The 20,456-nt window shown below is 67.9% G+C and carries 20 protein-coding genes; 10 read left to right on the top strand and 10 right to left on the bottom strand.

The features are described from left to right. Positions 1-9 precede the first annotated feature (9 nt). The gene (locus tag RMO01_RS11540) at positions 10-321 is read right to left on the bottom strand and encodes a sel1 repeat family protein (RefSeq protein ID WP_298163465.1); all 312 of its coding nucleotides are present in this window, start codon (positions 319-321) and stop codon (positions 10-12) included. 199 nt (positions 322-520) lie between these two features. Then, the gene (locus RMO01_RS11535) at positions 521-1,240 is read right to left on the bottom strand and encodes a glutathione S-transferase N-terminal domain-containing protein (RefSeq protein WP_309629203.1); all 720 of its coding nucleotides are present in this window, start codon (positions 1,238-1,240) and stop codon (positions 521-523) included. A gap of 172 nt (positions 1,241-1,412) precedes the next feature. On the opposite strand from RMO01_RS11535, the gene RMO01_RS11530 reads away from it, so the two are divergent. Then, positions 1,413-2,522 (top strand): RcnB family protein, encoded by a 1,110-nt coding sequence (locus RMO01_RS11530; protein ID WP_309629202.1) that lies wholly within the window; start codon positions 1,413-1,415, stop codon positions 2,520-2,522. 19 nt (positions 2,523-2,541) lie between these two features. On the opposite strand, the gene RMO01_RS11525 is transcribed toward RMO01_RS11530, so the two are convergent. The 4 genes from RMO01_RS11525 to RMO01_RS11510 are packed head-to-tail and all read right to left on the bottom strand — an operon-like array spanning position 2,542 to position 5,060. Beyond that, positions 2,542-2,814 (bottom strand): hemolysin, encoded by a 273-nt coding sequence (locus RMO01_RS11525; protein ID WP_309629201.1) that lies wholly within the window; start codon positions 2,812-2,814, stop codon positions 2,542-2,544. Beyond that, complete coding sequence (locus RMO01_RS11520; RefSeq protein WP_309629200.1) at positions 2,805-3,143, bottom strand: hypothetical protein; 339 nt, start codon at positions 3,141-3,143, stop codon at positions 2,805-2,807. Before RMO01_RS11520 ends, RMO01_RS11525 begins: the two co-directional genes overlap by 10 nt. Continuing rightward, the gene (locus tag RMO01_RS11515; protein WP_309629199.1) at positions 3,125-3,583 is read right to left on the bottom strand and encodes a DNA polymerase III subunit chi; all 459 of its coding nucleotides are present in this window, start codon (positions 3,581-3,583) and stop codon (positions 3,125-3,127) included. The genes RMO01_RS11520 and RMO01_RS11515 overlap by 19 nt, the downstream gene beginning before the upstream one ends. 4 nt (positions 3,584-3,587) lie before the next feature. Next, positions 3,588-5,060: a leucyl aminopeptidase gene (locus RMO01_RS11510; protein WP_309629198.1), complete on the bottom strand. Its 1,473-nt coding sequence runs from the start codon at positions 5,058-5,060 to the stop codon at positions 3,588-3,590. A gap of 141 nt (positions 5,061-5,201) precedes the next feature. Between RMO01_RS11510 and RMO01_RS11505 the strand changes: the two genes are divergently transcribed. The 9 genes from RMO01_RS11505 (at position 5,202) to RMO01_RS11465 (ending at position 16,251) form a co-directional block, all read left to right on the top strand. After that, positions 5,202-6,335: an LptF/LptG family permease gene (locus RMO01_RS11505; protein WP_309629197.1), complete on the top strand. Its 1,134-nt coding sequence runs from the start codon at positions 5,202-5,204 to the stop codon at positions 6,333-6,335. Further along, complete coding sequence (lptG, locus tag RMO01_RS11500) at positions 6,332-7,480, top strand: LPS export ABC transporter permease LptG (protein ID WP_309629196.1); 1,149 nt, start codon at positions 6,332-6,334, stop codon at positions 7,478-7,480. Before RMO01_RS11505 ends, lptG begins: the two co-directional genes overlap by 4 nt. 39 nt (positions 7,481-7,519) lie before the next feature. Continuing rightward, a complete protein-coding gene (locus RMO01_RS11495; protein ID WP_309629195.1) occupies positions 7,520-9,967 on the top strand; it encodes an LPS assembly protein LptD in 2,448 nt (815 codons plus the stop codon). 73 nt (positions 9,968-10,040) lie between these two features. Continuing rightward, the gene (locus RMO01_RS11490; protein ID WP_309629194.1) at positions 10,041-11,375 is read left to right on the top strand and encodes a peptidylprolyl isomerase; all 1,335 of its coding nucleotides are present in this window, start codon (positions 10,041-10,043) and stop codon (positions 11,373-11,375) included. 4 nt (positions 11,376-11,379) lie between these two features. After that, positions 11,380-12,375 carry a 4-hydroxythreonine-4-phosphate dehydrogenase PdxA gene (gene pdxA, locus RMO01_RS11485; protein ID WP_309629193.1) on the top strand — a complete coding sequence of 332 codons (996 nt, stop codon included), beginning with the start codon at positions 11,380-11,382 and terminating at the stop codon, positions 12,373-12,375. A gap of 125 nt (positions 12,376-12,500) precedes the next feature. Beyond that, complete coding sequence (rsmA, locus tag RMO01_RS11480) at positions 12,501-13,334, top strand: 16S rRNA (adenine(1518)-N(6)/adenine(1519)-N(6))-dimethyltransferase RsmA (RefSeq protein ID WP_309629192.1); 834 nt, start codon at positions 12,501-12,503, stop codon at positions 13,332-13,334. A gap of 75 nt (positions 13,335-13,409) precedes the next feature. Next, positions 13,410-14,333: a dienelactone hydrolase family protein gene (locus RMO01_RS11475; RefSeq protein ID WP_309629191.1), complete on the top strand. Its 924-nt coding sequence runs from the start codon at positions 13,410-13,412 to the stop codon at positions 14,331-14,333. A gap of 63 nt (positions 14,334-14,396) precedes the next feature. Beyond that, a complete protein-coding gene (locus tag RMO01_RS11470) occupies positions 14,397-15,530 on the top strand; it encodes an aminotransferase class I/II-fold pyridoxal phosphate-dependent enzyme (RefSeq protein WP_309629190.1) in 1,134 nt (377 codons plus the stop codon). A 190-nt stretch (positions 15,531-15,720) separates the two neighbouring features. Beyond that, positions 15,721-16,251: a dihydrofolate reductase family protein gene (locus RMO01_RS11465; protein ID WP_309629189.1), complete on the top strand. Its 531-nt coding sequence runs from the start codon at positions 15,721-15,723 to the stop codon at positions 16,249-16,251. A 7-nt stretch (positions 16,252-16,258) separates the two neighbouring features. On the opposite strand, the gene gmk is transcribed toward RMO01_RS11465, so the two are convergent. From gmk to fabF, 4 genes are read right to left on the bottom strand one after another with little or no spacing between them, the layout of a single operon-like run. Beyond that, positions 16,259-16,900 (bottom strand): guanylate kinase, encoded by a 642-nt coding sequence (gmk, locus tag RMO01_RS11460; RefSeq protein ID WP_309629188.1) that lies wholly within the window; start codon positions 16,898-16,900, stop codon positions 16,259-16,261. Further along, complete coding sequence (locus RMO01_RS11455) at positions 16,890-17,789, bottom strand: YicC/YloC family endoribonuclease (RefSeq protein ID WP_309629187.1); 900 nt, start codon at positions 17,787-17,789, stop codon at positions 16,890-16,892. Before RMO01_RS11455 ends, gmk begins: the two co-directional genes overlap by 11 nt. Further along, on the bottom strand, positions 17,786-19,012 hold the full coding sequence (mltG, locus tag RMO01_RS11450) for an endolytic transglycosylase MltG (protein WP_409013073.1): 1,227 nt from the start codon (positions 19,010-19,012) through the stop codon (positions 17,786-17,788). The genes RMO01_RS11455 and mltG overlap by 4 nt, the downstream gene beginning before the upstream one ends. Then, complete coding sequence (gene fabF / locus RMO01_RS11445) at positions 19,009-20,289, bottom strand: beta-ketoacyl-ACP synthase II (RefSeq protein WP_309629185.1); 1,281 nt, start codon at positions 20,287-20,289, stop codon at positions 19,009-19,011. Before fabF ends, mltG begins: the two co-directional genes overlap by 4 nt. Positions 20,290-20,456 lie beyond the last annotated feature (167 nt).

The raw sequence follows: 20,456 nt of genomic DNA, 5'->3' as shown, positions 1-20,456 counted from the left end.
AAGAAAGTCTCAGGCCGCCAGCTTGACCACGCCGGCGTCGATGTAGCGGCGGGCGGCGCGCTGGGCTTCGGCGATCTCGTCGCGTTCCATCTCTTCGGACATCTCGCGGCGATAGACCCGGGCTTCGATCGAGCCCTTCATGGCCGCCAGGTTGAAGATCATGTGGGCCGAGACCCGGTCCATCGGGCAGCCGCCCGATCCCGACGAATACATCATGCCCAGCCGGAACAGGGCGTCGCCGTCCATGTCGGCGGTGGGCAGGGGCAACGGGGCCGCTTCGACCTCGTTGTGCAGCTCCGGCGCGGTTTCTTGCGCGTTCATCACGGTCGTCCTTTGCGATGGGGGACGTCCGTTCTGGACCCGCCCTTCGACCGTGATCAAATACCCCCGGTTTGAAGTTAAAGTTAACAACGCAGCGAGGCGCAAAGTCTTTTCAGTAAAGGGAAAATGAATACTCCACAGTCGATTCAGACCTGCGAAATATACCGTCAAGACGGCGTTTACCGACCTTCTTGAAAGCCTAACGCGCGCGCTGTCCGAACAGGACCTTTCGGGCCTCCTCCGCTCCCTTGCCCGAGGCCGCGAGGTTCCGCCGCATCTCCTCGCCCAGCGCCCTTCCGGCCTTCACCGCCGGCCGCGCCCCGACCCGCGCCATCCAGGCCGCCAGGTGCGGGAAGTGCGCCAGGTCCTGTCCCTGATGCTCCGGCAGGATCCAGGGCCAGGCCGCCATGTCGGCGATCGAGTAGTCGCCGGCCAGATACTCCCGATCCGCCAGCCGCTTGTCCATGACGCCGTACAGCCGATGGGTCTCGTCGGTGTAACGCCGAACGCCGTAGGCGATCTGGCGCTGGTCCTTGATGATCGCCGGCGCGTACTGGCGGAAATGATGCGTCTGACCCGCCATCGGCCCCAGTCCCCCCACCTGCCAGAACAGCCACTGATCGATCTCGACCCGGGCACGGACGTCGGTCGGATAGAACTGGCCCGACTTGTTGCCGAGATACTGCAGGATCGCCCCGCTCTCGAAGATCGACAACGGTTCCCCGCCCGGCCCGTCCGGATCGATGATGGCGGGCATCCGGCCGTTCGGGCTGATCGCCTGAAACGCCGGCGTGAACTGCTCGCCGATCCCGATATTCACCGGCTTCATCTGGTAGGGCAGCCCCATCTCCTCCAGGGCGATGGAGACCTTCCAGCCGTTGGGCGTAGGCCAGTACCAGAGCTCGATCGGGGCGGTCATGGCGGCGTCTCCGGCGGACAGTTCAGGTCTCTGATCTGGACTGCCCGAACCCTGGCTGCAAGCCGTCACGAACCGTCGCCCGCGCCTGTATCGTCGTTCAGCCACCGTTCATGGACAAAGTCCGACCGTACTTTCGAGCCGCTGGGGAACCGGCGTGCGGGGAAGAAACGAAATGAAATCCATGCTGACGGCCTTCGCCGCCCTGGCCGCCCTGGCCATCCCGGCGGGCCTGCCCACCCTGGCCCTGGCCCAGGACGACGTGGCCACGGTGAGCGACGGGTCCTCTCCACCCCCGCCTCCGCCGTCCAACGACGCCGGCGGCCGCTTCCAGCCGGACGAGAACACGCCTCCTCCCACGCCCGCGCCTCGCTTCGACCAGCCGCGCCCGCAGGTCCAGGACGTCCAGGACCGTCGCGGCGGCGGGGGCGGAGATCGCGGCGGACGTGGCGGCGGCGACCGCGGCGGTGATCGTGGCGGTGATCGTGGCGGTGATCGTGACGGAAACAACGGCGGCGGTGATCGCGGCGGTCAGGGCGGCTGGAACCGCGGCGGCGACACCGAGACCGGCAACGGCCCCGGCCGCTGGAACCGGGACAACCCGCCGGTCGTGACGCCGCCGGCGCCCACTCCCGGTCAGGACCGTGGCGGCCGTGGTCGCGGCAACGACGGCCAGGACTGGAACCGCGGCAACGATGGACGCGGCCGGGACAACAACGGCGGCTGGAACCGCGACAACCAGAGTCGCGACGGACGCGGTCAGGACTGGAACCGCGGCAATGACCGCGGGGATCGCGGCAACGATGGCCGGGGCAACGGCGGCTGGAACGACAACAACGGCCGGAACAACGGCGGCTGGGACCGCGACCGCAACAACGGCGGCCGCAACTGGCAGAACGACCGCAATGGTCGCCGCGACTACGGCGGCTGGAACAACCGCTGGAACCAGAACGACTGGCGCCGCGACTGGAACCGGAGCCGCTCGAACGACTGGTGGCGCAACGATCGCGGCTTCCGGGGCTACTCCGGCTACCGCTTCGGTTTCTATTTCGCGCCGAACTACGGCTACTATTCGGTGCCGAGGAACTACTGGGGCCAGCGCTGGTATCAGGGCGACTACCTGCCCGCGATCTTCTGGCGCTACAGCCTCAGCGACTACCGCACCTGGGGCCTGGGCTATCCGCCTCCGGGAACCCAGTGGGTCGCCGTCGACACCACGATCTATCTGATCGACAGCTACGACGGCTACATCATCGAGGTCATCCGCGACGCCTGGCGCTGGTAGGCGCCGGGTCGGCCCGGGGTCAGCCGCAGTCGACGCTGCGGATGATCCCGGTCGCCTCGTCGAAGCGGATGTTCAGCCGGTTGGGGCGATAGTCCTCTGTCGCCGAACAGGTCGTGCATACGAACCGCACATCGGCCCCGGCCGCGAAGTCCACCGCGCCGCGATGGCTCCCGATGAGCGACTTCGAGGCTTCGGCATTACACTGCTGAGGCCCTGTCGGCTCCGGCATCGGGGTCGGCGCACAGGCCCCCAGCAAGGCCCCGCCCAGCATCAGTCCGGCAACTATCCGCATCGAACCTGCTCCACGATCTCGGACTGGGTGTTGTAGAAGATGTTCAGCCGGTGGGGCGAGAAGTCCATCGTCACCGGGCAGGTCGTGCAGACCACCCGGCGGTTGACCACCTCGACCGGCACCGGGATCTCGTTCCTGTGTTTGCCGACCAGGTACTGGAAGTCGGCGGCCTTGCAGAGGTCGGCCTCGCCGTCCGGCATGTGCGATCCGACCGGCTGGTTGGCCTCCGCTTTCTCGATCGTCGAGGGCCCGGAGGCTTCGTTGGCTGGTGGCGGCGTCGACGAACAAGCGGCCAGGAACAGGGCGGCGATCAGGCCGCCTTTTCCCAACGCCCCTCGTCCGACTGTTTCCAGTAGGCGAGGTTGGCGCCCTGCCCTTTCAGCGCCTTCCAGCGATCCCGCGCCTGATGCAGCGCGGTCTCGTCGCGACCGTCGAAAATGATGAAGCACCGCTCGAACTCCTCTGTGAGGCTCATGGCTGAGCCGTCGACGATGAACAGCGCCTGAGATCCGTTCGGGTTCTCGTCTCCTGCAGTGAGCAGGATCGGCTGGCGCTCGGGATGGGGTTGGTCAGACAGGCCGTGGGCGAGGAAGCTGTCGTCCCGCCAGGTCCACAGCCGCTCGTCGATGGCGTCGCGCGCATCCGCATCCGCGATCCGCACGCGCGCCTTCCAGCCGCGCTGAAGGGTGCGGTCCAGCAGTTCAGGCAGGACCTGATCCAGCGTGGACCGCTCCAGATGATAGAACCAGATTTCACCGGTCCCGCTCACCCGATCAGCCTTCGTAGGTGTCGGCCACCATGCGATCGAGCAGACGCACGCCCCAGCCCACCGGGCCGTCGGGAACGGTCGTCCGCGTCGACTTCGAGACCCAGGCTACCGGCGCGATGTCGATGTGGGCCCACGGCACGCCGTTGGTGAAGCGCTGCAGGAACAGGCCGGCGGTGATCGACCCGCCGTCGCGCCCGGCCGAGTTCTTCACATCGGCGTTCACGCTGTCCATGATCTTGTCGTACTGCGGCGGCAGCGGCATGCGCCAGACGTTCTCGTTGACCTTGGGACCGGCCGCCAGAATGGCGTCGGCCAGTTCGTCAGAGTTCGAGAACACGCCCGCATAGTCCAAGCCCAGGGCGACGATCATGGCGCCCGTCAGGGTCGCCAGATCGACCATGAACTTCGGCTTGAAGCGATCCTGCGTGTACCAGAGGGCGTCGGCGAGGACGAGGCGACCTTCGGCGTCGGTGTTGATGATCTCGACCGTCTGCCCGGACATGGACGTGACGATGTCGCCCGGGCGCTGGGCGTTGCCGTCGGGCATGTTCTCGACCAGGCCCAGCACGCCGACGGCGTTGACCTTGGCCTTGCGGCCCGCCAGCGCGTGCATCAGTCCGGCCACGGCGGCTGCGCCGCCCATGTCCCAGATCATGTCTTCCATGCCGGCGGCCGGCTTGATCGAGATGCCGCCGGTGTCGAAGCAGACTCCCTTGCCCACAAACGCGATCGGTTGGTCACCCGGCGTGCCGCCGTTCCACTGGATCACAGCCAGTTGGCTCTCGCGAACCGAACCCTGACCCACACCAAGCAGGACGTGCATGCCGAGGGCTTCCATTTCCTTCTCGCCCAGGATCTCGACCTTCAGGCCCAGACGCTCCAGCTCCTTGACCCGCCGGGCGAACTCGGCCGGGAAGAGGATGTTGGCGGGCTCGGCGACCAGATCGCGCGAGAAATAGACGGCGTCGGCGACGGCGTTCAGCGGCTCCAGCGCCGCCTTGGCCCCTGCGACGTCCTTAGTGATGATGTTGACCGTCTTGATCGACGGAATCTTGTCCGGTTTTTCCTTGGTCCGGTACTTGTCGAACCGGTAGGCGGCCAGACGGACGGCGAAGGCGGCGCGCGCGGCTTCCGCCCCGGACAGATGCCCAAGGTCGATTGTCAAAGTCTCTGCGCCCGACAGCTTCACGGCGTTGTAGGCGGCGCCGGCGGCGGTCTCGAGCGCCAGGTCGTCTAACTTGCCGGCCTCGCCCGCGCCGACCAGCACGATGCTGTCGGCCTTCACACCCGACGGCGCGGCGACGATCAGGCTGGAGTTGGCGCCGCCGGTGAAGCGGCTGACCCCCATCGCCCTGGCCAAGGCCCCACCGGTGGCGGCGTCATGCTGTCCGCCCTCGCCGGCCAGGCTGCGGCCGTCATGGACGAGGATGGCGAGAACGCCGGCTGCGCCGGTTTCGGCGACGAAATCGATCTTCATGGAAACGCATACTCCGGCCGGGGTAGACTCCCGGTCATTGAACTGTGGGTGGCCACGGCCGCCATTGTCGGCGGCGCGCCCGGACGTGTATTAGATGCGCCGCAACGTCCGCGCCCGCAACCGGGTGATTTCATCGCCCGCATGACCCTGATTCAACGCTACCTTTTCCGCCAGATCAGTTTGCCCGTCCTCGCGGCCTGCGGCTCGCTGGCCGGAATCGGCCTCCTGAGCCAGAGTCTCGACCAGCTCGAAGTCATCGTGGAACGCGGTCAGAGCGTCTGGGTCATGCTGAAACTGACCCTGCTGGCGGTGCCCCAGCTATTGGGCGTCATCCTGCCCATCGGTCTGTTCGTCGGCGCCCTGATCGCCCTGACCCGGCTGCAGCGCGAGCAGGAACTGACCGCCGCCTACGCCAGCGGCATGTCGCGCTGGCAGATGATCGCACCCTCAGCGCGTCTGGCCCTTGCAGTCGCCCTGGTGACCCTCGCGACCAACGTCGTGATCCAGCCCTGGGCCCAGCGCACCTCGCGCGAACAGGCATTCGAAATCCGGACCGACCTCGCCGCCCTGCTGGTGGAGGAAGGCCGCTTCGTTCAGGGCCCCAATGGCCTGACCGTCTACGTCCAGCAGATCGAACAGAACGGCCTGCTGAAGAACCTTTTCATCTACATCGAGGACGACGACACGGTGACGACCTGGGACGCGTCCGAGGCGCGCTTCGGCCGCGTCGACGGCCAGCCCGTCCTGACGATGAAACAGGGCTCGTGGCAGCAGTACGATTCCAAGGGCGTCCTGCAGCAGTTGTCCTTCGACGGCTATGTCTTTCCGCTCGGCCAGTACGTCAGCGACACCGAACGCATTCGCTACAAACCCGCCGACCTTTGGATCACCCAGCTGTTCGACCCCACGCCCGAGTTGATCCGCGACACCGCCCCGCGCGGCGAACTGCTGGCAGAGGCGCATAGCCGTCTGTCTTCGCCCCTCTATGCCCTGACGGCGATGGCGATGGCCCTGGCCGCCATCATGGGCGGGGCCTTCAGCCGCACGGGCTATGGCTCGCGTATCGCCAAGGCATCGGCCGCATTCCTCCTGGTGCGCATCTTCGGCTACGCGGTCGTCGCCGCCAGTGCCTGGAACAGCTGGCTGAACGTCTTCCAGTATCTTTTGCCCATCGCGGCCACCGCCTTCGCCCTGCGTTTCCTTTTCCGGGCGCTGAAGCCGCGCCGCTCGAAAGGCCGGTCGCCTCTGGCCCAGTTGAAGGCGCGGTTCGCATGAGCGGCTTCGGCTCCATCGCCGACGCGCCCCGGCATGTCCTGAGCGCCCTGCGCCTCGGGCGGATCGAGCGCTACGTCCTGATCCAGCTGGCCCGCTCGCTGGGCGTCGCGCTCGCGGTCATCGCTGCTCTGGTGATGCTGATTGACTTCGTGGAGATTTCACGCGGCCTGGGATCCGACACCGACCTGTCGGGCCTGCGCATCCTCGGACTGATGCTACTGAAGTCGCCGGCAGTGATCGTGCAGTTGCTGCCCTTCGTCTTCCTGTTCGGCACGCTTGGGGCCTTCGTCGGCCTGAACCGGCGATCGGAGCTGGTGGCCATGCGCGCGGCCGGCGTCTCGGCCTGGCGCTTCGTCCTGCCCGCCGCCGGCGCCGCGCTCGTGCTCGGCATCCTGACAGTGACCGTGATCGGCCCTGTGGCGGCCTCAGCCGACGGCCTGTTCCAGCGCGAGCGCGCCAGAATTTCCGGCTCCGTGCTGGGGGCTGAGGAGCAACAGGCGATCTGGCTGCGCGAGGGCGAGGGCCCCCGCCAGATGGTCATCCGCGCCGGCCGTCAGGACCGCGCCAACGCCCGGCTGCTGGACGTTACCTTCTTCATCTACGCAACCGATCCGCAGGGCCGGCGCCAGTTCACCGAGCGGATCGACGCCCCTTCGGCCAGCCTCAGCGCCGGCCGCTGGCGGCTGTTCGACGCGGTCGGAGCCCAGACCGGCCAGCGCGCCGTCCGCTACGCCACCCTCGACCTGCCCTCCGCCCTTGCCGACGAGGAGGCTTTCGAGCGGTTCGCCCGGCCCCAGTCGACGCCCTTCTGGTCCCTGCCCGGCCAGATCCAGCGCATTGAGGACGCAGGCTTCTCCTCGACCGCCTATCGATTGAGGCTCCAGTCGCTGCTGTCAACGCCTTTGGCCTTCGCCGCCATGACCATACTGGCTGCGGCCTTCTCGCTGCGACTGATGCGGCTGGGCGATCTCGCCCGCATGGCCGTGGCTGCCGTTGTGCTGGGCTTCGCCTTCTTCTTCCTGAACCAGTTTTCGGCCGCCATGGGCTCGGCCGAAGTGGTGCCGCCCTTCGTCGCGGCTTGGCTACCGGCGATCCTCACGGCGCTCGCCGCCTTCACCTTGCTGTTCTATACCGAAGACGGCTAAGCGACCTCCGGCGGGGGCCTGAAGGAACGGTTGAAATCGATGCGGGCTGAAGGCGCCGTCTCTCGCAAGACCCGGCTGCGGAACCGGCTCCTGGCCGGAGCGGCCGCATTGGCCTGCGCGCCCCTGCCCGCTCTCGCCCAGACGGCGCCTCCGCCCGCGCCAACCTCGCCCCCCACAGTCCAGGCCGACGGCCTGACTCCGGACGCCATCTATATCGAGGCCGACGCCGCCGGGCGTCAGGGCGACGTCATCAGCGCGACGGGCGAACAGGACCGCGTCTATGCCCGCTTCCAGGGCCACACCCTGCGCGGTCGCGCGGTCACCTATGACATCGCCCAGGGCATCGGCACGGCGGACGGCGACGTCGAACTGGTCGATCCCGACCGCAACACCGTATTCGCCAGCCATCTCGAGCTCGATTCGGATCTGCGGGCCGGCGTCGCCGTCGACTTCGCCACTCGCATGACCAACGGCGCCAGCCTGATGGCGGCTACCGCCGTGCGGAGGTCCGAGAACGTCAACGAGCTCAACTACGCCCTCTTCACGCCCTGCCCGATCTGCGACGCCGAGGGCAATCCGAAGACGCCCTCGATCTCGATCCAGGCCGAAAAGGTGGTGCAGGACGAGGAACTGCGGGCGATCCTGTATCGCAACGCCGTGTTCAAGGTCGGCGGGGTACCGGTGCTGTGGACGCCGTTCTTCGCCCATCCCGATCCCACCGTGGAGCGGGCGTCGGGCTTCCTCGTCCCGATCTTCAACTATGACGACGGCCGCGGCGTGTCGGTGGAGACGCCCTATCTGAAGGTCATCTCGCCGTCCGAGGACTGGTTGATCAGCCCCCAGTTCAACACCCGCGTACTGCCTTTCCTGAACCTGCAATGGCGTCGCCGCTTCGCCGACGGGACCATCGTTGCCCGGGGCGGCTACACCTACGCCCAGAACTTCGGCGACTTCGACCTGAACGGCGACGGCCGTGCGGAATCGAACGTCGACTTCGGCGACCGCACCAGCCGCAGCTATTTCCTGGGCTACGGCAAATTCGATCCCGCAGGTCCATGGCGCTGGGGCTTTACGGCCGAGCGGACCTCGGACAAGACCCTTTTCGACCGCTACGACATCATTGACCCCTATCAGGACAACGGCCTCTACTACGGCGACCAACGCCGTCTGATCAGCCAGGTCTACGCCGAGCGCCAGACCGAGCGCTCCTATCTGTCGATCGCAGCCTTCTCGATCCAGAGTCTGCGCGTCGCCTTGTTCAATGACGTGACACCGGCGCTGAACATCTTTGAGTCCGACGGCACCCTTCCGCTCGTCGCACCCCTGATCGACGCTCGCTGGGAACCTTCGAGCCCGGTTCTGGGCGGCCGCCTGCGTCTGCGCGGCTCCGCCGTCTCCCTCTACCGCGATGACTATTTCGGCAGCCCGGTCCTGCGGCCAGAGATAATTCCGACCGCGGGGACCACCCTGGGCCTGCCCGGCGTCGACAGCCGACGCGTGAGCGGTCAGCTCGACTGGCGCCGCAGCTTCACCTCCCCGGCGGGCATTCGCTACGAGCCGTTCGTCGACGGTCGCGTCGACCTCTATTCCGTCGCGGACCTGCCGCCGGTTCTCGGCCTGGAGGACGAGACGATCACACGCGGTCGCGCCACCGTGGGTCTGGACGTCAGCTATCCCCTTATCCGCCGCCTGGGCGACGGGGCGGACATTATCGTGGAGCCGCTCGGCCAGATCTCGATCTCCACGGACCCTGACCTGGATTTCCGGATCCCCGTCGAGGACGCTCAGACGGTGGAACTCGACGAATCGTCACTGTTCCGGGTCGATCGCTTCCCCGGATATGACCTGCTGGAGGGCGGCGTCCGCCTGACCGCCGGCGTGCGTACCACACTGCGCTGGAGCGAGGGCCGGACCGCCAGCCTGTTCGTGGGACGCAGTATGCGGGACGCAGAGCAGGACACCTTACGCATTCCCGTTCCGGACGCGCCGAACAATCTCTACGACCCGTCCGGCCTGGCCGCCGAGACCTCCGACTGGGTGGTTCAGGGCAGCTTCCAGCCCTCCGACCGTATCCGCGGCTGGGGTCACGCGACGGTGGACGGATCGGGCGACATTCGCCGGGCAGAGATGGCCCTCGACGGTCGCTGGGGTCGACGCAACCTGGCGACCGTCAGCTACATCGTCGACCGCTCCAATCCGCTGGATGGCCCGCTCAACCGGAACTACGAATTCGTCCAGCTGGCCGGCCAGCAGTTCGTCGCCGGCAACTGGGGCGTGGCCGTCGCGGGCATCGCCGATCTGGAGCGCGACCTGATCACCCGCTCCGAAGTCGGCGTGGTGTTCGACGACGACTGTTTCCGCATTGAGGTGGGTTATCGGCGCGACAACACTCGCGTGAGCCCCACCGGGCCGTCGGAAGGCGTCTACTTCCGTCTAAACCTCGCCACTTTTGGAGGGTCAGGCTATGGATCAAACGGCTTGCGTTAGGCATGACGCGTAAAGGCGTGCGCCAACCCGGTGGGGAATCGGGGCAGCAGGCTCGAAGGAATCAGGACTGACCATGCGTTTGATGCGTTTTACGGCCGGGGTCGCGATGGCCGCGCTGGTCGCGGGTTCGGCGATCGCCCAGACGGCGCCTGCGGGTCAGGCGGCAGGCACACTGGATCCGGCCGCCGAACAGGCGCCCGCCACCGCCGCCGCTGAGGAGCCGGAGTTCACCCTCGCCGACGGCATCGTCGCCACGGTCAACGATCAGATCATCACCGGCTTCGACTTGCGCCAGCGCATGCTGGCGGTCATCGCCATGAGCCAGGTGCAGCCGACCGAGGAGAACATCCCGGCGATCCAGCAGCAGGCGCTGCAGGCCCTGATCGAGGAACGCTTGCAGGCGCAGGAGATCGCCAATTACGAGACCCTGAAGATCACCGACGAAGAGGTGGATCAGGAAATCGCGGCGATGGCGCAGGATGCCGGCACGACGCCCGAGAACTACATGGCCTTCCTGGCCCAGGGCGGTATCCGCCCCAGTTCCATGCGCGAACAGCTGCGCACCGAGATCGGCTGGCGTGAACTGGTCGGCGGTCGCTTCAACAGCCGCGCCCGCGTCAGCCGCGCCCAGGTCGAGCAGGCCGTTCGCCAGCTGACCGAAGCTGCGTCAAAGCCCCAGTACTTGATCGGGGAGATTTACCTTGAGGCCAACCGCGTCGGCGGCCAGCAGGCGGCCATGAACGGCGCCGAGCAGCTTGTCGCACAGTTGGTCCAGGGCGCACCCTTCCAGGCCGTGGCCCGCCAATTCTCGGCCGCCCCGTCGGCCGCACGCGGCGGCGACGCCGGCTGGATCGTCCAGGGCACTGTGCAGCCCGCCCTGCAGACCGCGCTCGACGCCCTTCAAGTCGGTCAGCTGTCGCGCGCCATCCCGGTCGAGGGCGGGGTCTACATCATCTATATGCGCGACAAGCGTTCGGGCGCGGCGACGAGCCTGGTCACGCTGAAACAGGCCATGATCGAGTTGCCGGAGACGGCCAGCGAAGCCGACGTCGCCGCCGCTACCCAGCGTCTGGAAGCGATCCGCCCCAGCCTGACCTGCGACAACATCCTGCAACGCGCGACGTCGGAAGCGGGCTTGCTCGGCTCCGACCTCGGCGAAAGCGACGTGGCCAACCTCGCGCCCCAGTTCCAGCAGGTCGCTCGCTCGGCCGAGGTGAACACGGTCTCCAACCCGGTCCGCACCCCCCTGGGCATCCACCTGCTGGCCGTCTGCGGTCGTCGGGTCGGCGGCGTCGACGTGCCGTCAGCGCGCGAGGTCGAGGGCCGGCTGCAGAACCAGAACCTTGCCATGCTGGCGCGCCGCTACATCCGCGACCTGCGTGCGGACGCCCTGATCGAAATGAAGTGACCGGGTGGGCTCCGCGCCTCTTGTTCTGACGCTCGGCGAACCCGCCGGCGTCGGCGCGGAGATCATCGCCAAGGCCTGGATCGCCCGGTCGGAACAGGCGCCGTTCGCTGTCATCGGCGATGCGCGGCTGCTGGAGGCGCAAGGCGTTCCGGTCCGGGAGATTGGCCACCTGTCCGATGCGGGAACCTTCTTCACCCGCGCCCTGCCTGTCCTCAACCACCCGGCTCCTGAGCCGATCGAGCCGGGCAAGCCAGACCCGCGCAACGCCGGCGTCGTCGCCGACTGGATCGAGCGCGCCGTGGCCTTGGCGCTCTCGGGAGAGGCCTCCGGCGTCGTCACCGCCCCGATCGCCAAGGCCCCGCTCTACGCAGCGGGCTTCCGCTTCCCCGGCCACACCGAGTTCATCGCCGAACTGACGGCCGACGCCCCCTATGCCGGGACGCGCGGCCCGGTGATGATGCTGACCGCGAAGGACCTCCGTGCCTGCCTCGTCACCATCCACGTCGCCCTCGATCAGGTGCCCGAACTGGTGACCGAAGAACGGGTCGCCCGCACCGCGCGGGTGGTTCACGAGGTCCTTCGTCGCGACTTCGGCATCGCCCGGCCGCGTCTGGCGCTCGCCGCCCTGAACCCGCACGCGGGCGAGGGCGGCGCGCTGGGGTTGCAGGAGATCACGGTCCTGAGGCCGACCGCCGAGGCCCTGCGCGCAGAGGGGATCGACATCACAGACCCCCTGCCCGCCGATACCATGTTCCATGACGAGGCCCGTGCCGGCTACGACGCCGCCATCTGTCTTTATCACGACCAGGCCCTGATCCCGGTGAAGACGCTGGACTTCTGGGGCGGGGTGAACGCCACGCTCGGCCTGCCCGTCATCCGCACCTCTCCCGACCACGGGACCGGTTTTGACATCGCCGGAAAGGGAATCGCGCGGCCTGACAGCCTGATCGCCGCCATCCGTCTGGCCTCGGCGATGGCGGCCCGGCGCAGTTCCCACTGATTTCCGCTCATCCCCGCGAAAGCGGGGACCCAGGCCTTTGGGCGCGACGCCGGTCAGTGCTAGGTCTGGCCCGCGATCCCGGCCACCGAGCCTCAAAAAAGAACTGGGTCCCCGCTTTCGCGGGGATGAGCGGAATCACTTTGAATCCCACCGACCTCCCCCCCTTGCGGGAATCCCTCGAAGCTCACGGCCTGCTGGCCAAAAAGAGCTTCGGCCAGCATTTCCTGCTCGACCTCAACATCACGCGCAAGATCGTCCGCCTCGCCGGGCCGTTTGAAGGCCGCGCCGTGATCGAGGTCGGGCCCGGACCGGGTGGCCTGACGCGCGCGATCCTGGAGAGCGACGCCGGCACGGTGGTCCTGATCGAGAAGGACCCGCGCTTCCTGCCCCTGCTGAACGAGCTGGACACCGGCGACGGGCGGCTGACGATCGTCGAGGCAGACGCGCTGAAGATCGATCAGGGGACGCTGGTCGAGGGTCCGGCCCATGTCGTCTCCAACCTGCCCTACAACGTCGGTACGCCGCTGCTGATCGACTGGCTGACGGGAGCGTGGACGCCTGTGGCCATGACCCTGATGTTCCAGAAGGAGGTCGCCGAGCGGATCACAGCCGCGCCGGGCGACGACGCCTATGGCCGCCTCGCGGTCATCTCCCAGGCCGTGGCCGAGGTGAAGATCGTGATGCACCTGCCGGCCGCAGCCTTCACCCCGCCGCCCAAGGTCGCCTCGGCCGTCGTCCATGTGGTCCCCCGCCCCGACCGGCCCGACGCCGCCACCCTGAAACGGCTGGAGCGGGTCACGGCCGCCGCCTTCGGCCAGCGGAGGAAGATGCTGCGGTCGAGCCTGAAACAGCTCGGCGGCGGGGCCCTGTGCGAGGCCGCCGGCATCGACCCGGATGCGCGGGCCGAGACCATCGACATTGCCGGCTTCCTGCGGCTGGCCTCCGCCTGCGGTTCCTGACCCGGTAGCGTCGGCGCGCGCCTTGATCCAGACTGCGGGCCTCTCCGCTCCGGAGAGACGGAACGGGAGGCGGACATGGGCGACGACAACAGGAAGATTCCGGCCGGGGCGGTGGATCTCTACACCCGCTTCATTCACGGTGAGATCGACCGACGTGCCTTCGTCCGGGGTGTCAGCCGCTATGCCGTCGCGGGCCTGAGCGCCTCGGTGATCGTCGAGGCCCTGATGCCCAACTATGCGCTGGGCCAGCAGGTCGCGAGGGACGATGAGCGCATCCGCGCGGACTATGTGACCGTGCCGTCCCCGGACGGCAACGGCTCCATCCGGGGCTATCTGGTCCGCCCGTTCAGCGCCGATTCGCGCAGCGCCGAGCCCGCCCTATTGCCCGGCGTGATCGTGATCCATGAGAACCGGGGCCTGAACCCGCATACCGAGGACGTGGCGCGTCGTTTCGCCCTTGCGAACTTCATGGCCTTCGCGCCCGACACCCTGACCAGCGTCGGGGGTTACCCGGGCGATGACTTCAAGGGCGGTCAGCTGTTCGCAGCACTGGACCGGGACAAGATGACCCAGGATCTCGTCGCCGCGGCCCGCTGGCTCAAGGCCCGGCCGGATTGCAACGGGCGGATCGCGGCGACCGGCTTCTGCTTCGGCGGGGGACAGTCGAACCTGCTCGCAGGGCTGATGGGCCCGGATCTCGCCGCCGCTGCGCCCTTCTACGGCGGGGCCACGCCGTCGGAGCTGGTGCCCGCGATCAAGGCCGCCATCCTGATCCACCATGGGGCGCTGGATACGCGGCTGGCCGAGGCCTATCCGGCCCAGATCGCCGAACTGGAGCGTCACGGCGTTCGCCATGAAGGCCATCTGTGGCCGGACTCGGTCCACGGCTTCTTCAACGACGCGACGCCGGAGCGCTACAACCCCACCACAGCCGCCCAGGCTTGGGACCGGACGCTGCAGTGGTTCTATGAACACACGCGATCGCCCGTCGCGGGTTGATGCGGGCAACGGGGCAGAACATCGCCCTGTCGAAAGGCGAGCGAAGGCCCTAGACACCCCACCATGACCGCCGACATCGACCAGTTCCGCGCCATCACCATCAGCCGTCTGGCCCACGCCCTGAAGGCGGAGGGGCGGTCGGTCATCCATATGGAGTTCGGCCAGCCGTCCACCGGCGCCCCGCCCGCCGCCATCGCCGAGGCCCACCGGGTGCTGGATACCGACAGCATGGGCTATTGGGAAAGCGCCCCGCTCAAGGCCCGGATCGCCCGGCTGTACGACGAGCGCTATGGCGTCACGGTCTCACCCGACCAGTTGTTGCTGACCAACGGCGCCTCGCCGGCCCTTGTCCTGGGCCTGTCGTCGCGGTTCGCGCCCGGTGACCGGATCGCCATGGCCCGCCCGGGCTATGTCGCTTACCGCAACACGGTGAAGGCGCTGCGGATGATTCCGGTGGAGATCGCCTGCGGTCCCGACGAACACTACCAGCTGACCGCCGCCGCCCTGGATGCGCTGGAGCCGGCGCCCGCCGGGGTGATCATCGCCAGCCCTGCGAACCCGACCGGCTCCGTCATCGCCGCCGGGGAACTGGCCGCCATCGCCGAAGTCTGCGGCCGCAAGGGGATGCAGATCCTGTCCGACGAGATCTACCACGGTCTCTCCTACGTCGGGCCCCAGCCTTCGCTGCTGCAGTTCGCGCCCGGGGCCATGGTGATCAGCAGCTTCTCCAAATACTGGAGCATGGCCGGGTGGCGGCTGGGCTGGCTGCTGGTCCCGCCCGACCATATCGAGACGGCCCGGGCCTATATCGGCAACCTGTTCCTGACCCCGCCGTCGCTGAGCCAGCACGCGGGTCTGGTGGCCATGGACCAGCACGCGGTGCTGGAAGGCCATATCGAGACCTATGCCCGCAACCGCGCCCTGATGCTGGAGGCCCTGCCGGTCTTGGGCCTGAAGTCGATCGCCCCGCCCGACGGCGCCTTCTACATCTGGGCCGACATCGGCCATCTGACCGACGACAGCGTGGCCTTCTGCGAGCAGCTTCTGAGAGACACGGGCGTCGCCACGGCGCCCGGCGTGGACTTCGATCCCGTCGACGGCCACCGCTTCATGCGCTTCAGCTTCGCCGTCTCGACGCCGGAAATCGAGGAGGCCCTGGGCCGCATCACCCCGTGGTTCGAGGGGAGATCAGGCTGATCTGGAATTGCACTCCCAAGGGACTGGGTGCACAGAATGCAAATTAACAATTACAACAGGTTGCAGACAATTCCCATCTTGCGACCTGCGACGCTTCTGGACTCCCCCATCGTCTGAGTGACGCGGCGGGCGCTCGCATGGACTCCGCCAATGCCAGGGCTATTGTTTCGCCACCCAGGGAGAGGGCGAGATGGCGAGGCTGATCTACGGTTTGAACCAGTCGCTGGACGGCTACGTCGATCACGACGGCTTCGGGCCCGACGCCGTGCTGTTCCGCCACTTCATCGACCACATGAGCCGCGTGACCGGCAGCCTCTACGGCGGCCGCTTGTACGAGATCATGCGCTACTGGGACGAGGACCGGCCCGAGTGGGGCGATGCCGAGCGGGACTACGCCAGAGCGTGGCGCGACAGCCCCAAGTGGGTCGCGTCCCGGTCGCACGTTTCGGTCGGGCCGAACGCGACCCTGCTGATGGGCGACCTTGAGACGGCGATCCGCGCGCTGAAGGCGGAACAGGACGGAGAGATCGAGGTCGCGGGTCCGGCCCTGGCCGCCATCCTGACCCCGCTGGGCCTGATCGACGAATATCAGATCTACCTGCACCCGGTGGTGCTGGGCGGCGGAACGCCCTTCTTCAAGGCGGCCAGGCCACCGCTACGGCTCGTGGGCAACCAGCTGATCGGGGAGTCGGTGGTCAGGCTGACCTACGTTCCGGCCTGACGGCGCGTCAGACGTCTTCGGCCAGCAGGGCCGACTGGTAGTCGCGGACCCAGACGTTCCTGAACCGGCGGCTGCGCTCGGCGTGATAGATGTGGGCCAGCTCGGCATAGGAGCGGTCGAAGTCGTCGTTGACGAAGACGTAGTCGAACTCCCCGCAGTGCTCGATCTCGCCCTTGGCGTTGGCGATCCGGCGCTCGATGACGTCGTCGGCGTCTTGCGAGCGGGTCACCAGACGGCGCTTCAGCTCTTCAAGACTGGGGGGCAGGATGAAGACCCGCACGGCGTCTTCCGGGCATTTCACAGCGATATCGCGCGCGCCCTGCCAGTCGATGTCGAACAGGACGTCGCGGCCCTCGGCCAAGGCCTTGTCGACCGGCCCTCGGGGTGAGCCGTAGCGGTTGCCATGCACGTCGGCCCATTCGAGAAAGGCGTCTTCGTCGATCCCCTTCTGGAACTCTTCCGGCGAGACGAAATGATAGTCGCGGTCGGCCACCTCGCCCGGGCGGATGCCGCGCGTGGTCATGGAGACCGACAGCTCCAGCCCGCCGTGATCGGCCATCAGGCGACGGCACAGCGACGTCTTGCCGGCCCCCGAGGGGCTGGCGACGATCAGGAGGACGCCCCGGCGGGGCGTGCGTTCATTCGACATTCTGGACCTGTTCTCGGAGCTGCTCGATGACGGCCTTCAGGTCGAGGCCCGTGGCGGTCAGGGCGGTCGTAGCCGATTTCGAGCAGAGAGTGTTCGCCTCGCGCATGAACTCCTGCATCAGGAAGTCTAGCTTGCGGCCGGCGGGCGGCTGATCCAGCAGGGCGCGGGCGGAGGCGACGTGGGCCGTCAGCCGGTCCAGTTCCTCGCGCACATCGGCCCTGGTGGCGAGGGCGGCGGCTTCAAGCACAATCCGGTCCTGAAGCCCCGGTGCGTCGGGGGCCAGTTCGGCCATGCGACGGGCGAAGCGTTCGCGCACGGCCTCGGTCTGGGCGGCGGCCTCGGTTTCGGCCGTGGCGACGAGGCCTTCGATGCGGGAGACGAAGTCCTCGATCACCGGGCGCAACTGGGCGCCCTCGCGTTCGCGGGAAATCTTCAGCGCGTCCAGCGCCTGTTCCACCGTGGCGGCCATGGCGGCCTCGATCGGGGCGCGGGCCTCGGGATCCTCGGCCTCCTCGTCGATGTCGAGCACGCCGCGCAGGGCCAGCAGGCCGTCGGCCGACGGCGGGGTCGCCCCCTCCTCCGCCAGCTGGTTGGCGAGGTGGAGATAGCGGGCCAGAACGGCCTCGTTGACCTTCAGGGCCGAGGCGTCGCCCGGAGCCCTGCGCGCCTGGATGCCGATCGTGACCTGGCCCCGGCTGAGGCGCGCCTGACCGGCGGCCTTGGCCAGCCGTTCCAGATTGTCGAACCCGTTCGGTCCCCGGAAGCGGACTTCCAGATTGCGGCCGTTGACCGAGCGCGCCTCGACCGACCAGGTCCAGCCGTCGAGCGTGCCATCGGCCCGGCCGAAGCCGGTCATTCCGGAGAGGATGGGGCCGGACAAGACGGTCATTGACCCGCCGCCGGGGTGGCGGGCACGGCGGGCGTCGCGGGACGCAGGGTTCGCGACGGCGTCACCGTTCCCGGCGCCTGCATGGTGATGACAGCCTCGCCGGTCACGGTCGGCGGGGCGACCGCCGCGCCCTCGGGCGTGCCCTGTCCGGGCGGCGGGGCGCCGGGGACCGCGCCGGGCGGCAGGGTTTCGGCCGGCGGGGCCTTGCCCGCCTCGATCGCCCGCCAGCGTGAGACATTCATCAGATGCTCTTCGTAGGTCCGGGCGAAGGCGTGGCCGCCCGTGCCGTCGGCGACGAAGAACAGGTCCTGGGTCGCCGGCGGATTGAGCACAGCCTCCAGCGCCTGACGGCCCGGATTGGCGATCGGCGTCGGCGGCAGGCCGTCGATCAGATAGGTGTTCCAGCCGGTATCGCGCTGCAGCTCCGACAGGCGGATGCCACGGCCGAGCGGACGGCCCTTGGTGATGCCGTAGATGATGGTCGGGTCGCTCTCCAGCCGCATGCCGAGCCGGATGCGGTTCGAAAACACGGCCGCCACCCGGGGCCGCTCCCGCGCCAGACCCGTCTCCTTCTCGACGATGGAGGCCAGGATCACGGCCTCCTCGGGCGTGCGGACCACCGTGTTGGGGCTGCGCGCGGCCCAGAGTGCGGCCAGGTTGTCGGCTGCGTCGCGCTGCATGCGGGCGATGACCGAGGCGCGGGTCTCTCCACGCGAAATCTCGTAGGTGTCGGCCCACAGGGAGCCTTCCTCGGGCACTTCGTCGATGGTCCCGGTCAGGATCGCCTCGCCATTGAGGATGTCCACCGCCTGGGCCGAGGACCAGCCCTCGGGGATGGTCACGAAATGGCGCACCACCCGGCCGTCGGTCAGCAGGCCGAGGACGGCCTTCAGCGAAGCCCGCGTCGGTACCTCATACTCGCCGGCCCGCAGCCGACGATCCGCCCCGGTCAGGGTGGCGGCGGCCTTGAACATATCGACCGAACGGATCACGCCCGCGCGCTTCAGGGTCGCGGCGATGGTCGAGACCCCCGAGCCGCTGGGCAGGGTGACCACTGTCGTGTCGCCCTCGCGCGCCGTCGGGCCGGGCGAATAATAGACGCTCCAGCCCCAGGCCAGGGCGGCGATCAGGAACAGGCTGAAGGTCGCGGACGCCGCCAGCAGCGCCACGACGAGACCCGGACGCTTCTGTTTCGGCGCCCCCCCGGCGCTCGTCACGATCAGACGACCTTGCGGAAGATGATGGAGGCGTTGGTGCCGCCGAACCCGAAGCTGTTGGACATGGCCACGTCGATCTCCATCGGTTTGCCCTTGTGTGGCACGAGGTCGATGGCGGTTTCGTGTTCCGGATCGTCGAGGTTGATCGTCGGCGGGGCGATCTGGTCGCGGATAGCCAGCACCGAGAACACCGCCTCGATGGCCCCGGCGGCGCCGAGCAGGTGGCCAGTCATGGACTTGGTCGAGGACATGGCCATGTTCTTCGCGTGGTCGCCGACGAGCCGCTCGACCGCGCGCAGTTCGATCCAGTCGGCCATGGTCGAGGTGCCGTGGGCGTTGACGTAGTCGATGTCCTCGATTGCGATCCCGGCCCGCTTCACCGCAACCTTCATGGCGCGATAGGCGCCGTCGCCGTCCTCGGACGGAGCGGTGATATGATAGGCGTCGCCACTCATGCCGTAGCCGATGACCTCGGCGTAGATCTTCGCGCCCCGCGCCTTGGCGTGTTCGTATTCCTCAAGGATGACGACGCCCGCGCCCTCGCCCATGACGAAGCCGGCGTGGCCGCGGTCATAGGGGCGCGACGCCTTCTCCGGCGTGTCGTTGTAGGCGGTGCACAGGGCCTTGCAGGCCAGGAAGCCGGCGATGCCGATCGGCACGATGGAGCTTTCGGCCCCGCCCGCGACCATGACGTCGGCGTCGTCCAGCATGATCATCCGCGCCGCATCGCCGATGGCGTGGACTCCGGAGGCGCAGGCCGTGACCACCGCGTGGTTCGGACCCTTGAGCCCGTGACGAATCGAGATCTGGCCCGAGGCCAGGTTGATCAGGGCCGAGGGGATGAAGAAGGGGCTGATGCGGCGCGGGCCGCTGGTCGCCAGAATCTGTGCGCTCTCGGCGATGGGACCCAGGCCGCCGATTCCGGCGCCCATCATCACGCCCGTGCGTTCCTTGTCCTCGTCGGTCTCGGGATGCCAGTTGGCGTCGTTCAGGGCTTCATCGGCCGCCGCGATACCGAACAGGATGAAGTCGTCGACGCGCTTCCGGTCCTTGGCGGACATGATGGCGTCGGGATCGAAGCTGCCCGGGATGTCGGGACCACCGCCGCCACGCCCGTCCACGCTGGGGACCTCGCCGGCGATCGTACAGCCATAGCCCTCGGTGTCGAATGCGGTGATAGGCCGAATGCCCGAACGGCCCTCGACGATACCCTTCCAGCTGTGCTCGACCCCGTTGCCCAGGGGCGTGACAAGGCCGAGACCGGTGACGACGACGCGACGCATGATGTCGGGCTCCAGCTCCAGGAAACTCTGAATCAGAAACAGTAATGGCCGCCGGGCCTCTCCGCTAGGAGGGCCGGGCGGCCATTGAATGCCGTTGGGACCTTGGCTTAGGCCGCGGTTTTCTCGTCGATGAACTTCACCGCGTCGCCGACGGTCTGGATGTGCTC

This window comes from Brevundimonas sp. (assembly GCF_031412435.1).
Lineage (GTDB): Bacteria > Pseudomonadota > Alphaproteobacteria > Caulobacterales > Caulobacteraceae > Brevundimonas.
This window is presented reverse-complemented; position numbering and strand designations above follow the sequence as displayed.

Bases quoted from the DNA above. Each gene is read 5' to 3' on its own strand.
- RMO01_RS11540 (WP_298163465.1), bottom strand. From the start codon at position 321: ATGAACGCGCAAGAAACCGCGCCGGAGCTGCACAACGAGGTCGAAGCG.
- RMO01_RS11535 (WP_309629203.1), bottom strand. From the start codon at position 1,240: ATGACCGCCCCGATCGAGCTCTGGTACTGGCCTACGCCCAACGGCTGG.
- RMO01_RS11530 (WP_309629202.1), top strand. From the start codon at position 1,413: ATGAAATCCATGCTGACGGCCTTCGCCGCCCTGGCCGCCCTGGCCATC.
- RMO01_RS11525 (WP_309629201.1), bottom strand. From the start codon at position 2,814: ATGCGGATAGTTGCCGGACTGATGCTGGGCGGGGCCTTGCTGGGGGCC.
- RMO01_RS11510 (WP_309629198.1), bottom strand. From the start codon at position 5,060: ATGAAGATCGATTTCGTCGCCGAAACCGGCGCAGCCGGCGTTCTCGCC.
- RMO01_RS11505 (WP_309629197.1), top strand. From the start codon at position 5,202: ATGACCCTGATTCAACGCTACCTTTTCCGCCAGATCAGTTTGCCCGTC.
- lptG (WP_309629196.1), top strand. From the start codon at position 6,332: ATGAGCGGCTTCGGCTCCATCGCCGACGCGCCCCGGCATGTCCTGAGC.
- RMO01_RS11495 (WP_309629195.1), top strand. From the start codon at position 7,520: ATGCGGGCTGAAGGCGCCGTCTCTCGCAAGACCCGGCTGCGGAACCGG.
- RMO01_RS11490 (WP_309629194.1), top strand. From the start codon at position 10,041: ATGCGTTTGATGCGTTTTACGGCCGGGGTCGCGATGGCCGCGCTGGTC.
- rsmA (WP_309629192.1), top strand. From the start codon at position 12,501: ATGAGCGGAATCACTTTGAATCCCACCGACCTCCCCCCCTTGCGGGAA.
- RMO01_RS11475 (WP_309629191.1), top strand. From the start codon at position 13,410: ATGGGCGACGACAACAGGAAGATTCCGGCCGGGGCGGTGGATCTCTAC.
- RMO01_RS11470 (WP_309629190.1), top strand. From the start codon at position 14,397: ATGACCGCCGACATCGACCAGTTCCGCGCCATCACCATCAGCCGTCTG.
- RMO01_RS11465 (WP_309629189.1), top strand. From the start codon at position 15,721: ATGGCGAGGCTGATCTACGGTTTGAACCAGTCGCTGGACGGCTACGTC.
- gmk (WP_309629188.1), bottom strand. From the start codon at position 16,900: ATGTCGAATGAACGCACGCCCCGCCGGGGCGTCCTCCTGATCGTCGCC.
- RMO01_RS11455 (WP_309629187.1), bottom strand. From the start codon at position 17,789: ATGACCGTCTTGTCCGGCCCCATCCTCTCCGGAATGACCGGCTTCGGC.
- fabF (WP_309629185.1), bottom strand. From the start codon at position 20,289: ATGCGTCGCGTCGTCGTCACCGGTCTCGGCCTTGTCACGCCCCTGGGC.